Origin of the sequence: Hyphomicrobium sp., assembly GCF_035572195.1 — a bacterium.
Lineage (GTDB): Bacteria > Pseudomonadota > Alphaproteobacteria > Rhizobiales > Hyphomicrobiaceae > Hyphomicrobium_B.
In genome coordinates this window covers 47,901-61,434 of record NZ_DATNBA010000056.1, presented here as the reverse complement: position 1 = coordinate 61,434, position 13,534 = coordinate 47,901, and the positions used below count along the sequence as shown (strand labels likewise).

Here is a 13,534-nt window from a genome sequence, read left to right as displayed (position 1 = left end):
GCGCGTCGCGCGCGTATTTCATAGCAGCGAGCGACAGCTTGACCTCGGCGGCCGTCAAATCGTCTGGACTGATTTCGCCTGTCGCGTTCGCCTTCAAATCAGGGACCTTGTAGTCGGTCCCATTGAGACCCCAGTTGTCGGCATCCTTGAAGGCCGCAATGAGGTTTTTCGCTTTGTCGTTGTAGCCGGCCTTTGTGACCCAGAGCGTCGAACCCATGCGGCTGGCGTAGAACTGCTGCAAGGTCTTGCGATCCGCATCGTCGAAGTTGCCGAGAGCCCTGCTGTTGGCCTCGAGGTAGCGCGCAGCCGGGACGTAGAGCAGATCGCCGCTCGCGACGATCGTTGGCTCAACGGAGGGGCTTGATGGTGGCTGCGTGGGAGCGCTGGTCGCCTCTACCGGCGGCGACGACGGGGTCGGCATCGCAGTTTCGGCGGGTTGCGCTGGCGCGGCGGCGGGAGCCGCATCGGCTGCCGGCTCCGGTTCAGGATTTGCAGCGTCTGCCGGGCGTTCTGCAGGCGCGGGCGCTTCAACGCCCATCTGCTGACTGTTCTGGCTATCGGGCTGTGGGGTTATGGCGTCGGAATTGGCTGCATTAGCCGCTGAAAGAGTGCCGCAAATCAGCATCAGGCTGACCGCTAGTACACACGTGGCACGCATTGAAAATTCCGCCTTATGCTCGCCCGCCCGGAGCCCGGCGGACCTATTGATATCTACGACTATAGTGCCGGACGTGTTGGATCAGGTAGGCTATTTGAATTGCATGACGCTGTGGCGAAACTGTTGCTGCTTTTCGTTGCCAAAGCGCCGGTGCGATGTACGTGGCGAGTGAAGTCTGCTGTTGCCAAAAGATGGCCCCGCGCACCCGAAGATACCAGGGCAAGCGTTGAATTTTGATTAGCCTTGCATCGAGAAACGCATTGCTGGCCTGTGGAGTTTCGCCGGTCAGGGCATGTTCGTCGCGACCTGGCCCAAATGCGCAAAAGCCCCGGATGCAGCCGGGGCTTTTGCTTTCGAGGGCGAAAGGGCTCGCTCTCTCATTGGATCCGGACGACTTTGCGCCGCCGCATCCAAAAGCAATTCTGGTGGTGGGACGGATGCTCTCCCGGCTGCGCGCGGCCGTCCCACCTGACCCGGGCACACGCACTCCGGCCTGCGCGCAATAAGGCGCGCGGGCTGGAATCTCAGTTGTCTCTTAGTTGGCTCTGGGCTCGAGCCCATATTCCTGCATTTTGCGATAGAGCGTCGAGCGGCCGATGTTGAGTCGCTTGGCGACTTCCGTCATGTGTCCGCGGTAGCGGCCGAGCGCCAAGCGGATCATGTCGGCTTCGATGGCTTCGAGCGACCGAATCTCGCCGTCTTCGGCAACGGCCTGGATGCCGAGCGAGCTGCCTGACGACGGCGATCTCATCTCAACAGTATGCGGTACGGTGTTTTCGGCGCCAAGCAGAGCCGGGCCGGTGTAGGCCGGCGGCTTCTCGACCTTCGACGGGGCGGCCGGAATTTCCGCCTCGAACCCGTTGACGTGGGCCGCAATCTGCGGGAACTCCGAAACTGACAGCTCCGGCCCATCGGCAAGGACGACGGCCCGGAACACGGCGTTCTCGAGCTGCCGGACGTTGCCCGGCCACGAATAGGCCTGCAGCATCCGCATGGCGCGTTCGGAAATCGTCGCGAGCCGCTTGCCTTCTTCCGCCGCAAACCGGGCTGCGAAGTGCCGCGCCAGTTCCGGAACGTCTTCGATACGCTCGCGCAGCGGCGGCACGAAGATCGGGAAGACGTTGAGGCGGTAATACAAGTCTTCACGGAACTTGCCGTCTTTGACCTGCTGGATCATGTCGCGGTTGGTAGCCGAGATGAGCCGGAAATTGACCTTCACCGGCTTCTTCGAACCGATCGGATCGATTTCGCCTTCCTGCAGGGCGCGGAGCAACTTGACCTGGGCGTCGAGTGGCAACTCGCCGACCTCGTCGAGGAAAAGCGTACCGCCGTCAGCCTCTTGGAATTTGCCGACGCGCTTGTCGACGGCCCCGGTGAACGACCCCTTCTCGTGGCCGAAAAGGATGCTTTCGATGAGATTTTCCGGAATGGCGCCGCAGTTTACGGTGATGAACGGTCGTCCGGCGCGTTCGCTCTCGCCTTGCACCGCGCGCGCGACAAGCTCCTTGCCGACTCCGCTCTCGCCCTCGATCAAAACCGGAATGTTGGAGGCTGCCGCCCGCTTGCCGAGCGTAATGACGCGCGCCATCGGTTCGCCGCGCATGACGAGATCGCTGAACGTCAGCGTGCCCTCGACCTTCTTCTTGATGCGATTGATCTCGCCGGCGAGCGCTTCGATTTTCAGCGCGCTCTTGATCGAAACCTCGAGCCGTTCGGGCGAGGCAGGCTTGATGACGAAGTCGACGGCACCACGGCGCATGGCGTTGATCGCCGTCTCGATGGAACCGTGCGCCGTTTGCACGATAATCGGCGGCATGCCTGGAATGTGGCCGACGCGATCGAGAACCGCCATTCCGTCGACGCCCGGCATGACGAGGTCGAGCAGCACGAGCGCGATCAGATCGCGGTCTTGGCCTTCGAGGATTTGAAGGGCCTGCTCTCCCGATCCGCAGTTCCGGGTTTCGAAACCGAAGCGCTTGATCGTCTCTTCGAGCAGACGCCGTTGAATAGGATCGTCATCGACGATCAGAACACGCTTGGACATGTGATACGCAACTTTACATTTACTGAGGCCGTCCAGGCGATTTCAAAGCTGAATTGACCCAGCTTCAAACAGTCGGTGACGGGCAACTTACACAACTGTCGGGAGAGTGCCCCAGAACAGTAAATGGAACGTTTCGAACTGATGCATAATTCAGCGATCGGGCATAAGCGATTGAAGTCGCGCGGCAGTTTCTTTGTCGCCGGACCGCTGGGAACCGCTCGCAAGTCAAAGAATTTCACCTTCGCTGCCGCCGTGCTAAGTGACGCGGCTGAAATTCGTGCTCACCTCGCCAGGAAATCTCATGCACCGCACTTTTTTGCCGTCCTTCGCCTTCGCGCCGCAATCGGCAACGCAATCCGTCCCGCAAGAGACAGGCCTCGGGTCGATGCCCGAGTGGGACTTGAGTGATCTCTACGGGGCGCCGGATGCACCGGAGGTGCAGCGCGATCTGAAGGCCGCGGCGAATGAAGCCACCCGGATTAAGTCCGCTTATCAGGGGCGGCTCGCGGATCTCGCCCGTGACGGTGGCAAGCTCGCCGGCGCCATCAAGGATTATGAGAAGCTGTCGGACCTCGTCGGTAAGCTCGGCTCGTACTCGGGGCTCTATTATGTGTTGAACCAGACCGATCCGGCGCGTGCGAAATTCAATGCCGACGTGTCTGAGGCTCTGACCAAGCTTTATACCGACCTCATTTTCTTCGAACTCGAGCTGAACCAGATCGATGACGAAACGATCGAGGCGGCAACCAGGCACGAAGAGGTCAAGCGTTATAAGCCCTGGCTCGACGATTTGAGAAAAGAAAAGCCTCACCAGCTCGACGAGAAACTCGAAACCCTCTTCACGGAAAAATCCCAGACGGGACGTGGCGCCTGGACGCGCCTTTTCAACGAAACGATGTCGGCGCTGAAGTTCGAGGTTAAAGGCGAAAAGGAGCCGCTGTCGGTCGAGCTGACGCTGAATCTCCTCTCAGACCCCGATGAAAAGAAGCGCAAGGCAGCCGCCGAGGCTTTGAGCAAAGTGTTCACGGCCAATCTGCCGCTCTTCACTCTGATCACCAACACTCTGGCGAAGGACAAAGAGATTTCCGACCGCTGGCGCAACTTCAAAGACGTTGCCGACAGCCGCAATCTGGCAAACCGCGTCGAAGCCCCGGTCGTCGATGCACTGGTGTCGAGCGTGCGCGACGCCTATCCGCTTCTGTCGCACCGCTACTACGCGATGAAGGCAAAATGGCTCGGTAAGAAGAAGCTCCCCTACTGGGATCGCAACGCACCGCTTCCCGACAAGCCCGAACGCATCATCTCTTGGAGCGAAGCCGAGAAGATCGTTCTTGGTGCCTACAACGGCTTCGCGCCGGAAATGGCGACGATCGCCAAACAGTTCTTTGACAAGAACTGGATCGATGCGCCTGTGAAACCCGGCAAGGCGCCGGGTGCGTTCTCTGCCTCGACAGTACCGTCGGTTCATCCCTACGTGATGATGAACTATCTCGGCAAACCGCGTGACGTGATGACGCTCGCGCACGAACTCGGACACGGCGTGCATCAATGGCTTGCCCGCGACCAGGGTCCGCTTCTGGCGCCAACCCCGCTGACGCTCGCCGAGACGGCGTCCGTCTTCGGCGAGATGCTGACGTTCAAGGCGCTTCTTGCAGAAACCAAGGACAAACGCGAACGCAAAGCGATGCTCGCTGGCAAGGTCGAGGACATGATCAATACGGTCGTGCGCCAGATCGCCTTCTATAGCTTCGAGCGCAAGGTGCATGAGGAGCGGCGCAACGGTGAGCTGACGTCCGACCGGATCAACACGATCTGGCTGGAGGTACAGGGGGAAAGCCTCGGCCCGGCCATCGATTTGAAGTCCGGGTACGAAGTGTTCTGGACATACATCCCACACTTCATCCACTCGCCGTTCTATGTTTACGCCTACGCCTTCGGCGACTGTCTCGTGAACTCGCTCTATGGGCTCTATGCCGAGGCGGATCCCGGCTTCGTCGCGAAATATTTTGACCTATTGAAAGCCGGGGGGTCGAAGCACCATTCTGAGCTTCTGGCGCCGTTCGGCCTCGATGCTCGCGATCCCCAGTTCTGGAACAAGGGTTTGAAGGTCATCGAAGGTATGATCGACGAACTCGAAACGATGGGCTGACGGCCTATCTGACACGCCGCGGCTAAATAGCGACGAGGCGGCGCAACGAATCCGCTGGCTCTCGCATTGTCAAGCTGCTCCGGGGCATTTGGGGCCGATTTTGCCGCTTCCCAACGGCGTGTCCGGGGAGTAGAAGCCCGCCACTTTGCTGCATTGCAGCTTCGATAATTCGAGGTGCCTGAATGGCACAGCCGCAGGCCTCGCTTCAGACCGCCGATTTCGGCGCTGGAGAGGGGCAAGACAGCAAGAACTTCTGGGCGCTGGCGTTAGGCTCGGCTGGTGTCGTCTTCGGCGACATCGGGACGAGTCCTCTCTATGCGTTCAAGGAAGCGATTACGGCGGCAACGCAACGGGGGCTGACGGCCGCCGAGGCGACGCTCGGTGTCCTGTCTCTGATTTTCTGGAGCATGACACTCGTCGTCACGATGAAGTACGTGCTGCTTCTGCTCAGAGCCGACAACAAGGGAGAGGGCGGCATGTTCGCTCTCATGGCTCTCGGCCAGACCGTCGCGAAGCGCAGCGCCCCGCTGTTGGGCGCGCTCGGCATAGCGGGCGCATCGTTCTTCTACGGCGACGCGGTCATCACACCGGCAATTTCTGTCTTATCAGCGGTCGAGGGCCTCAAGCTCGTGGCGCCGCAATTTGAACAAGCCGTCCTTCCGGTGTCGATCGTCATTCTGACGATCCTGTTTTGGATGCAGGCGCGCGGCACGGACCGGGTCGCAAAATTTTTCGGTCCCGTCATGTGCGTCTGGTTCACCGTGCTTGCCCTCGGCGGGCTGATGCACATCTCGGACAATTTTCACGTGCTGAAGGCGTTGAATCCGCTGCACGGCATCTTGTTTGTTTACCACCACGGCATGATCGGGCTGACGGTCATGGGCCTCGTGTTTCTGGCCTGTACCGGCGCCGAGGCGCTCTATGCCGACCTCGGACACTTCGGCCGCCGCCCGATTACGACGGCCTGGCTCTATTTCGTCATGCCGGCGCTGGTGCTGAATTATTTCGGCCAGGGCGCGCTGGTGATGAGCAATTCGAATGCGATCGAGAATCCCTTCTATCTGCTCTATCCCGACTTCGCGCTGATCCCGATGCTCATTCTCTCAACCTTCGCAACGGTGATCGCCAGCCAAGCCGTCATTACCGGGGCTTTCTCGCTGACGCGGCAGGCCATTCAGCTTGGCTTGGTTCCACGATTTGAAATACGCCATACCTCCGAAAGCATCGCCGGCCAGATCTATATGCCGAGGGTCAACTGGCTGCTGTACGTTGCGGTCCTCGTGGCCATCTTTTCGTTCCGCACCTCCACCAACCTTGCCGCCGCCTACGGCGTGTCGGTCACCGCGGCGATGGTCATCGATACGATGATGGCCTTCTTCGTTATCTGGAAGTGTTGGCAATGGCCGCTCTGGCGCGTCTTCGCCGTCGTCGTTCCGCTACTGTTGATTGAGCAGGCCTTCTTCGCGGCAAACATTCTGAAGTTGCTCGAAGGCGGTTGGGTGCCGCTCGTGATCGCGGGATTTCTGGCTCTCATCATGTTTACCTGGGTGCGAGGAACGCGGGTTCTCGCCAAGGTAACGAAGCGCAACGAGGCGGACCTCGACTGGCTGGTGCGTAAACTCGAGGCGAAGCCTCCGCATCGCGTGCCGGGAACAGCAGTGTTCCTCACGGGCGATCCTTATGCGGCGCCGACGTCGATGCTCCATAATCTGAAGCACAATCGCGTTATGCACGAGCGCAACGTCATCTTGTCGATTCGCACCGAAGACACCCCGCGCATCGCCCGGCATGAACGCATAACGATCGATCGCATCTCGGATCGCTTCTTGCGCATCGTGGCGCGCTACGGGTTCATGGAAACACCGAGCGTTCCGAAAATTCTCGAGCATGCGCGGCGCAAGGACTGCAATATCGACATCGGCGCGACATCGTTCTTCGTGTCACGGCGGTCGCTGCGGATGACCGCCAAGTCAGAGCTGCCCCGCTGGCAGGAACGTCTCTTTATCGCGCTTGCGGCCAGCGCCGAGGACGCCACCACGTACTTCCAGATCCCAACCGACCGTGTCGTCGAGGTTGGTACGCAGGTCGCGATCTAGCTGGCACTTCATGCCCATTGTCTATCTTGGCTCGGGTAGCGCCGAGGGTCTCCGGCCCGGTGCATCAGTGTCAAATTGACCCGGAACACGTCTTAGGATACCTAGCCGTGCAGGAATTTTCGCAAACGACCTAATGGGGAGAAACAATCGTGAGTGTCGACACGTCAAACGGGCATCCCGCCATGGACTACGCAGAGCATACGAGGACCTACGCCGGTTTTCTGCGCGTCACGAAAATCGTCATCGTTTGTCTGGTTGTCTTGCTCGTCGGCATGAAGATCTTCTTGATTTGAGGCCCGGCTGGTCCAGGCCGCATCGGTGATCTCAAGCCAGTGCACCTCCTCCGCAGGGCCTGCCTCTTTCGTTCCGCCAGCGCCCGCTGACGGAAGTCACTCAATCGGACTGAGAAATGGTCACGATAGCTGTCACCAGTGAATCGGCGGACGAACCGCGTGTCGCGGTTTCACCCGATACGGTCAAGAAGTTCACCGGGCTTGGCGCCAAGGTCCGCGTCGAATCGGGAGCCGGCCTCAGATCGCGCTTTTCCGATGAGGCTTATCGCGCCGCGGGTGCGGAAACCGTCGGCCGCGCCGAGGCCCTCGCCGGTGCCGATATCCTTTTGAAGGTTCGCCGGCCAAGTATCGATGAACTGACAGCTTTGAAGCCCGGCGCCATCGTCGCCGGCATGATCGACCCCTTCGGCGATCGCGAGGCTCTCGATGCGCTTGCTGCAACGGGAACGACGGTTTTCTCGATGGAGTTCATGCCGCGCATCTCTCGTGCGCAGTCGATGGACGTGCTCTCGAGTCAGGCAAACCTTGCAGGCTACAAAGCCGTCGTCGATGGCGCGGCTATGTTCGGACAAGCGTTGCCGATGATGATGACGCCAGCCGGAACGGTCCCGGCGGCCAGAGCCTTCATCATGGGCGTCGGCGTTGCCGGCCTCCAGGCGATTGCAACGGCGCGCCGGCTCGGCGCGCAGGTCACCGCGACCGACGTTCGCCCCGCGACGAAAGAGCAGGTGCAGTCGCTCGGTGCCAAGTTCATCGCCGTCGAGGATGATGAGTTCAAGCAGGCACAGACCGCGGCCGGCTATGCCAAGCCGATGAGCGCCGAGTATCAGGCGAAGCAGGCCGAGCTCATCGCGAACCACATCAAAACGCAGGATATCGTCATCACCACCGCGCTGATTCCCGGCCGTCCCGCGCCGAAGCTCATCACGCGCGCCATGATCGAAAGCATGAAGCCCGGCTCGGTCATCGTCGATCTGGCGGCCGAGCGCGGCGGCAACACCGAACTGACGGAGCCCGGCAAGACGGCCGAGACGCCGAACGGCGTCAAGATCTATGCCCCCCTCAACCTCGCCGGTACGATCGCCGTCAACGCCTCAAGCCTCTATGCCAAGAACCTATTGGCTTTCCTCGACACGATGATCGACAAAAAAGAAAAGACGCTGGCGGTCAACTGGGACGACGATCTGATCAAGGGCACGCTGATCGCCAAGGACGGCCGCATCGTCCATCCAAATCTCGCAACCAAGAGCCCATAAGGAGCATCGTCATGCGCTTCGTTCAGCCGCTCTCGGCAGCGCTCGCGATCTTGCTGTTCACCGCGTCGACGGCTTTTGCCGCGGATGGCGAAACGATCAGCCCCTTCGTCTACGAGTTCATGGTGTTCGTGATCGCGGTGTTCGTCGGTTATTTCGTCGTCTGGTCGGTTACGCCCGCGCTACACACGCCGCTGATGAGCGTCACGAACGCCATCTCCTCGGTCATCGTCGTCGGTGCGCTGCTGGCGGTCGGAGTGGCCCTGACATCATCCGACAGCGGCGTTGCAAAGGTCTTCGGCTTCCTGGCGCTGACGATGGCATCGGTCAACATCTTCGGCGGCTTCCTCGTCACCAACCGCATGCTCTCTATGTACAAAAAGAAGGACGCGCCGCCGAAGAAATCCGGCTGACGCGCCGCCGCGTGCCGACCCCGATTTGAGACTTCGAAGCAGAACCAAGGCCCGGGAACGATCCAATGTCCGCAAATGTCGCCGCACTGCTGTATCTCGCCGCGGGCGTGCTTTTCATCCTGGCGCTTAGAGGCTTGTCGAGCCCGGCCACCTCGCGTCGCGGCAATATCTTCGGCATGGTCGGCATGACGATCGCCATCCTGACGACACTCGGGTTGGCGCAGCCGACGGCGATGTCGTGGATATTGATCCTAGCGGGCCTCTCTATCGGTGGGTTCATCGGCGCCAAGACGGCGCGCGAAATTCCGATGACGATGATGCCGGAACTGATCGCCGCGTTTCACTCGCTCGTCGGCCTCGCAGCTGTATTTGTCGCCGCAAGCGCACTTTACGCGCCATCCGCCTTCGGCATTCTCGCCAATCCGACTGAACCGTCACTCGGGATCAAGGGCGGTAGCCTGTTTGAAATGGCGCTTGGCGTCGCCATCGGCGCCATCACGTTTACCGGCTCCGTCATCGCGTTCGCGAAGCTCTCGGGCCGGATGTCCGGCAAGCCGATCCTGCTGCCGATGCGCCACGTCATCAATGCGGCGTTGGGATTATTCCTGATCTTCCTGATCTATAGCTTCATCCAGTCCGGCGGCTCGGCGTGGCTGTTCTGGTTGATTACGCTCTGCTCGCTGGTGATCGGCGCGCTGATCATCATTCCGATCGGCGGCGCCGATATGCCGGTCGTCATTTCGATGCTGAACTCGTATTCGGGATGGGCGGCCGCCGGTATCGGCTTCACGCTCGGCAACATCGCGCTCATCATCACCGGCGCGCTCGTCGGCTCGTCTGGCGCCATTCTCTCCTACATCATGTGCAAGGGTATGAACCGCCAGTTCCTGTCGGTCATCGCAGGTGGCTTCGGCGGCGAAGCAGCGGCAGCCGCTGCCGGTGGCGGCGAGCAGAAGCCGGTCAAGCTCGGCTCTGCGGAAGATGCGGCTTACGTGCTGAAGAACGCCGCCAAGGTCATCATCGTGCCGGGTTACGGCATGGCCGTCGCACAGGCCCAGCACGCGCTTCGCGAAATGGCCGACGCGCTGAAGAAGGCCGGCGTCGAAGTGAAGTACGCCATCCATCCGGTTGCCGGCCGCATGCCCGGCCACATGAACGTGCTTTTGGCGGAAGCCAACGTCCCTTACGATGAAGTCTTCGAACTCGACGACATCAACAGCGAATTCGCCCAGGCCGATGCCGTCTATGTCATCGGCGCCAATGACGTCGTCAATCCCGCCGCCGAGGACGACAAAACCTCGCCGATCTATGGCATGCCGGTGCTGCAGGTCTGGAAGGCCGGAACGGTGTTTTTCAATAAACGCTCGCTGGCATCGGGCTACGCCGGAATCGACAACCCGGTTTTCTACCGGGACAACACCGTCATGGTGCTCGGCGATGCCAAGAAAATGACGGAAGAGATCGTTAAGGCATTGGCGAATTAGCCGTCCCGACACCCCTTTTGGGGCTCGGATGCAACAGTCGGCCAGCCATCGTTGGTCTGGCGCGCGATCCGGGGCACGGTCTGTTATAACCGCGAGACATCGTGTCGAGGATCTTCCGTGCTGGCTCCTGTCGCGTCCGCGTCTTTTGAAAATGATCTGGAACGCATCGAGATTCTGGCTGCAACGCCGGTAACGAGCACGGCGCTGCTGGTCCGCAATCTCAGCGCCATCTACGAACGCGCCGCCAAGGCACGGTTCGCCGACTACGACGTCGCGGCAGTCGCCAAAGCTGCGCCAGCCCTGATGTACCGTCTCTTCGATCTTCGGGTCGCGTTACGGGGTCAGCTTGCCCATTACGAGATGCTGGGTCTGATGACGCCCGAGGTGGCGCAGAGCTTCCGCGATGTTTTCCGCGTCCTGCGCTACGTCTCCGATATGCTGGGGGAAATAGCGAGCGGCCATCCGCTTGCAGAGGGCAGCTACCCGCTGAGGGGCTTCACGGGACGTGATCACAATACTCTGATCAACTACGCCTATTACAGGAACAGCGCCGCGTTGGCGTTTCAATCGGGTGATGTTGTCCTGGTGCGTGGCCAAGCCCACAACAGCGCCGCCATCGCCCGCATCGGCGATGTCGACAGCCAGTTCAGTCACATCGGCATAATCCATATCGACGATGCCGGTGAGCATTCGATGGTCGAAAGTCTGATCGAAGACGGCGCCATCATCAATCCGCTCGCCAAGGCGCTCGAACATGGCATCGTGCGCGCCGTGCTCTATCGCAATCGTGATCGCGAACTTGCGGCGCGGGCGGCAAAGTGCATTTTCGATTACGTCGCCGCGTCGCGCAGTAAGGGCGGCAAGCGCATCCTCTACGATTTCTCGATGTGCGCCGACGATGGCAGCCGCAATCTCTTTTGTTCGAAGCTTGTCAGGCTGGCGTATCAGCAGGCGAGCGACGGCAAATATATACTCCCGGCCTATCCGACGCGGATCCTGATGAAAAACCGTGATTTCATCGATCGGGTCGGTGTTGCGACCGAATTGACGTTTGCACCGGCCGACATCGACATGGAGCCGGGCTTCGACCTCGTCGCGGAATGGCAGGACTACCGCGAAACGGCGAACATCCGGCTGCAAGACTTCACGATGGACAAAATCTTCGATTGGATGGATCGTTACAACTACCACTTCGAGGAAACCACCGCGATCAGGCTGGTGTCAGTTCTCGGCAGGTTCGCGTCTTATTTTTCCGATAGCGCCAAGGACATGCTGTCCTCCGCGTTCCCGCGCGTGCCGAGAAACATGCCGAGGAAAACGGTCGCCGTGGTCGCGATGCTGCACAAGACGGCCGAACCGATCTATCACGAGCTGCAGCAGCTCAATCAGGACTCCGTTGCCGAGACCGGCCTGCCGATGCACGGGCTTGAAATTTTGGCGGCGCTGGAAAAAATTCGCGAGCGGGAAGGCAACCGCATCGGTTACCTCGTTCGGCATCGGCTATTGGGCAAGCAGGCAGCCTGATCTTTTGGGCGAGCGATAATCGGCGGCATCGTCGGCTCCAGCAGCACCTCACGGGCTAGATCAGTTGCTCAAGACGCTCATCATCCTTGCTGTCGTCTTCTATGCGATCGCTGTCGCCGTCATGTATTTCGCGCAGCGGCGCTTCATCTATTTCCCCGATCCGACGCGCACCACACCGCGCGCCGCCGGGCTTGCGAACGTCGTCGAGCGCATCATCGCGACGCCCGACGGCGAAAAGATCGTCGCCTGGTACGGTAAGGCGGCGGTCGGCCAGCCGACGCTGCTTTACTTTCACGGCAACGGCGGAGCGCTTGAATTGCGTGCAGGGCGTATCGCCAGATACCTCGACCGCGGGCGCGGTATATTCATGATGTCGTATCGCGGCTACAGCGGCTCGACGGGGTCGCCGTCGGAGGCCAAAAACATCGCCGACGCCAAGCTCGCATATGAGGCGCTGGTTGCGGACGGCGTCAGCCCCGATGACATCATCCTGTACGGAGAATCGCTCGGCACCGGCGTTGCGATCGAGGTTGCTGCAGAAAAGAAGGTGGCTGGTGTCATCCTCGATAGCCCGTTCACGTCGATCGTCGAGCGAGCCGCGCAGCTCTATCCGTGGTTGCCCGTCCGCCTATTGCTGCAGGATCGCTACGAGTCGATCCAACGCATCCGTGACGTTCACGCGCCACTCTTCATCCTTCATGGCGAAGCCGACAACATCGTGCCTGTCGAGATGGGACGAGAGCTGTATGAGGCTGCCAATGAGCCGAAGGAGATCAAGACGCTACCCGGCGCTGGGCACGCCGATCACAATGACTTCGGGTCGTTCGAAATTATCAATCGCTGGATCGACAGGCTTCGAGCCGCACGTTGAAACTCCCGTCGTCATCCTCGGCCGAGCGGGCCAGTGGCGCGTCGAAGGCCGGGAATCCAGCGCAAGGGTCGCCGAAGGCGCAAGCGTCTCTCTTCACCGCAACATGACGCTACGTGAGATCGCAAAACAAAAGGCCCGCGACGTTTCGCAGGCCTTTTAAAAATCTCATGAGTAGAGCTTAGCGCGAACGCCTCAGAAGCCGCTGCCGCCGCCGCTACGGAATCCGCCACCGAAGCCGCCGCCACCCGTGCTGCCGCCTGCGGCACCACCTGCGCCACCGCCCGGACCGCGACCGCCACCAGGGCCACCTCTGCCGCCGGGACCACCACGCGCAACGACCGGCTTGCTTGGCAGCAGGCCTTCACGCTGCAATTTCTTGCGAGCCAGCTTGCGGGCGCGGCGGATGGCCTCGGCCTTTTCGCGCGCTCTCTTTTCAGATGGTTTCTCGAAATGTCCGCGTAGCTTCATCTCGCGGAATACGCCCTCGCGCTGTAGCTTTTTCTTGAGCGCTTTGAGTGCCTGATCAACGTTATTGTCGCGAACGAGAACCTGCAAGCGGTTGTATCCTCTCAAAAAATCCGGTGATTTGAATGCACAAAAACACCAGCTCCGATGGCCATGCCTTCGGAGCCCGCGTTCATATCTTGCTCCGCTTGTAGCAAACACAGTGAAGATTGGCAATCGGGGGAAGATGTTAATGCGGTAGCGGTCGGCCCGATGCCGTGGACGATCACAAGCCCAGAAAGCCG

Annotated in this window: 10 protein-coding genes and 1 pseudogene; 8 read left to right on the top strand and 3 right to left on the bottom strand. The window is 60.4% G+C overall.

Features of this window, described 5'->3' with window-relative positions; genetic code table 11:
* Positions 1-658, bottom strand: a pseudogene (locus VN623_RS05740) (L,D-transpeptidase); the annotation flags it as partial.
* A 535-nt stretch (positions 659-1,193) separates the two neighbouring features.
* On the bottom strand, positions 1,194-2,702 hold the full coding sequence (locus VN623_RS05735; protein ID WP_325569033.1) for a sigma-54 dependent transcriptional regulator: 1,509 nt from the start codon (positions 2,700-2,702) through the stop codon (positions 1,194-1,196).
* A 385-nt stretch (positions 2,703-3,087) separates the two neighbouring features.
* Here VN623_RS05735 and VN623_RS05730 point away from each other — a divergent pair, with 385 nt between their 5' ends.
* From VN623_RS05730 to VN623_RS05695, 8 genes are all read left to right on the top strand, one after another.
* A complete protein-coding gene (locus VN623_RS05730) occupies positions 3,088-4,851 on the top strand; it encodes a M3 family oligoendopeptidase (protein WP_414653172.1) in 1,764 nt (587 codons plus the stop codon).
* Between the two features lie 182 nt (positions 4,852-5,033).
* Positions 5,034-6,947, top strand: coding sequence for a potassium transporter Kup (locus tag VN623_RS05725; RefSeq protein ID WP_325569029.1), 1,914 nt, complete (start codon positions 5,034-5,036; stop codon positions 6,945-6,947).
* A 149-nt stretch (positions 6,948-7,096) separates the two neighbouring features.
* Positions 7,097-7,240 (top strand): aa3-type cytochrome c oxidase subunit IV, encoded by a 144-nt coding sequence (locus VN623_RS05720; RefSeq protein WP_325569027.1) that lies wholly within the window; start codon positions 7,097-7,099, stop codon positions 7,238-7,240.
* A gap of 116 nt (positions 7,241-7,356) precedes the next feature.
* A complete protein-coding gene (locus VN623_RS05715; protein ID WP_325569025.1) occupies positions 7,357-8,496 on the top strand; it encodes a Re/Si-specific NAD(P)(+) transhydrogenase subunit alpha in 1,140 nt (379 codons plus the stop codon).
* Positions 8,497-8,507: 11 nt separating this feature from the next.
* Positions 8,508-8,906, top strand: a complete 399-nt coding sequence (locus VN623_RS05710) for a proton-translocating transhydrogenase family protein (protein WP_325569023.1) — start codon at positions 8,508-8,510, stop codon at positions 8,904-8,906.
* 65 nt (positions 8,907-8,971) lie between these two features.
* Complete coding sequence (locus VN623_RS05705; protein WP_325569021.1) at positions 8,972-10,390, top strand: NAD(P)(+) transhydrogenase (Re/Si-specific) subunit beta; 1,419 nt, start codon at positions 8,972-8,974, stop codon at positions 10,388-10,390.
* A gap of 117 nt (positions 10,391-10,507) precedes the next feature.
* On the top strand, positions 10,508-11,914 hold the full coding sequence (locus VN623_RS05700) for a YiiX/YebB-like N1pC/P60 family cysteine hydrolase (protein WP_325569019.1): 1,407 nt from the start codon (positions 10,508-10,510) through the stop codon (positions 11,912-11,914).
* 64 nt (positions 11,915-11,978) lie between these two features.
* Positions 11,979-12,785, top strand: coding sequence for an alpha/beta hydrolase (locus tag VN623_RS05695; protein WP_325569017.1), 807 nt, complete (start codon positions 11,979-11,981; stop codon positions 12,783-12,785).
* 192 nt (positions 12,786-12,977) lie between these two features.
* Here the strand turns inward: VN623_RS05695 and rpsU are convergent, their stop codons facing one another.
* Positions 12,978-13,340 carry a 30S ribosomal protein S21 gene (gene rpsU, locus VN623_RS05690; protein ID WP_325569015.1) on the bottom strand — a complete coding sequence of 121 codons (363 nt, stop codon included), beginning with the start codon at positions 13,338-13,340 and terminating at the stop codon, positions 12,978-12,980.
* Between the last annotated feature and the right edge of the window lie 194 nt (positions 13,341-13,534).

Excerpts from the sequence above, each read along its gene's own strand:
- VN623_RS05735 (WP_325569033.1), bottom strand. The coding sequence starts at position 2,702 with ATGTCCAAGCGTGTTCTGATCGTCGATGACGATCCTATTCAACGGCGT.
- VN623_RS05730 (WP_414653172.1), top strand. The coding sequence starts at position 3,088 with ATGCCCGAGTGGGACTTGAGTGATCTCTACGGGGCGCCGGATGCACCG.
- VN623_RS05725 (WP_325569029.1), top strand. The coding sequence starts at position 5,034 with ATGGCACAGCCGCAGGCCTCGCTTCAGACCGCCGATTTCGGCGCTGGA.
- VN623_RS05715 (WP_325569025.1), top strand. The coding sequence starts at position 7,357 with ATGGTCACGATAGCTGTCACCAGTGAATCGGCGGACGAACCGCGTGTC.
- VN623_RS05710 (WP_325569023.1), top strand. The coding sequence starts at position 8,508 with ATGCGCTTCGTTCAGCCGCTCTCGGCAGCGCTCGCGATCTTGCTGTTC.
- VN623_RS05705 (WP_325569021.1), top strand. The coding sequence starts at position 8,972 with ATGTCCGCAAATGTCGCCGCACTGCTGTATCTCGCCGCGGGCGTGCTT.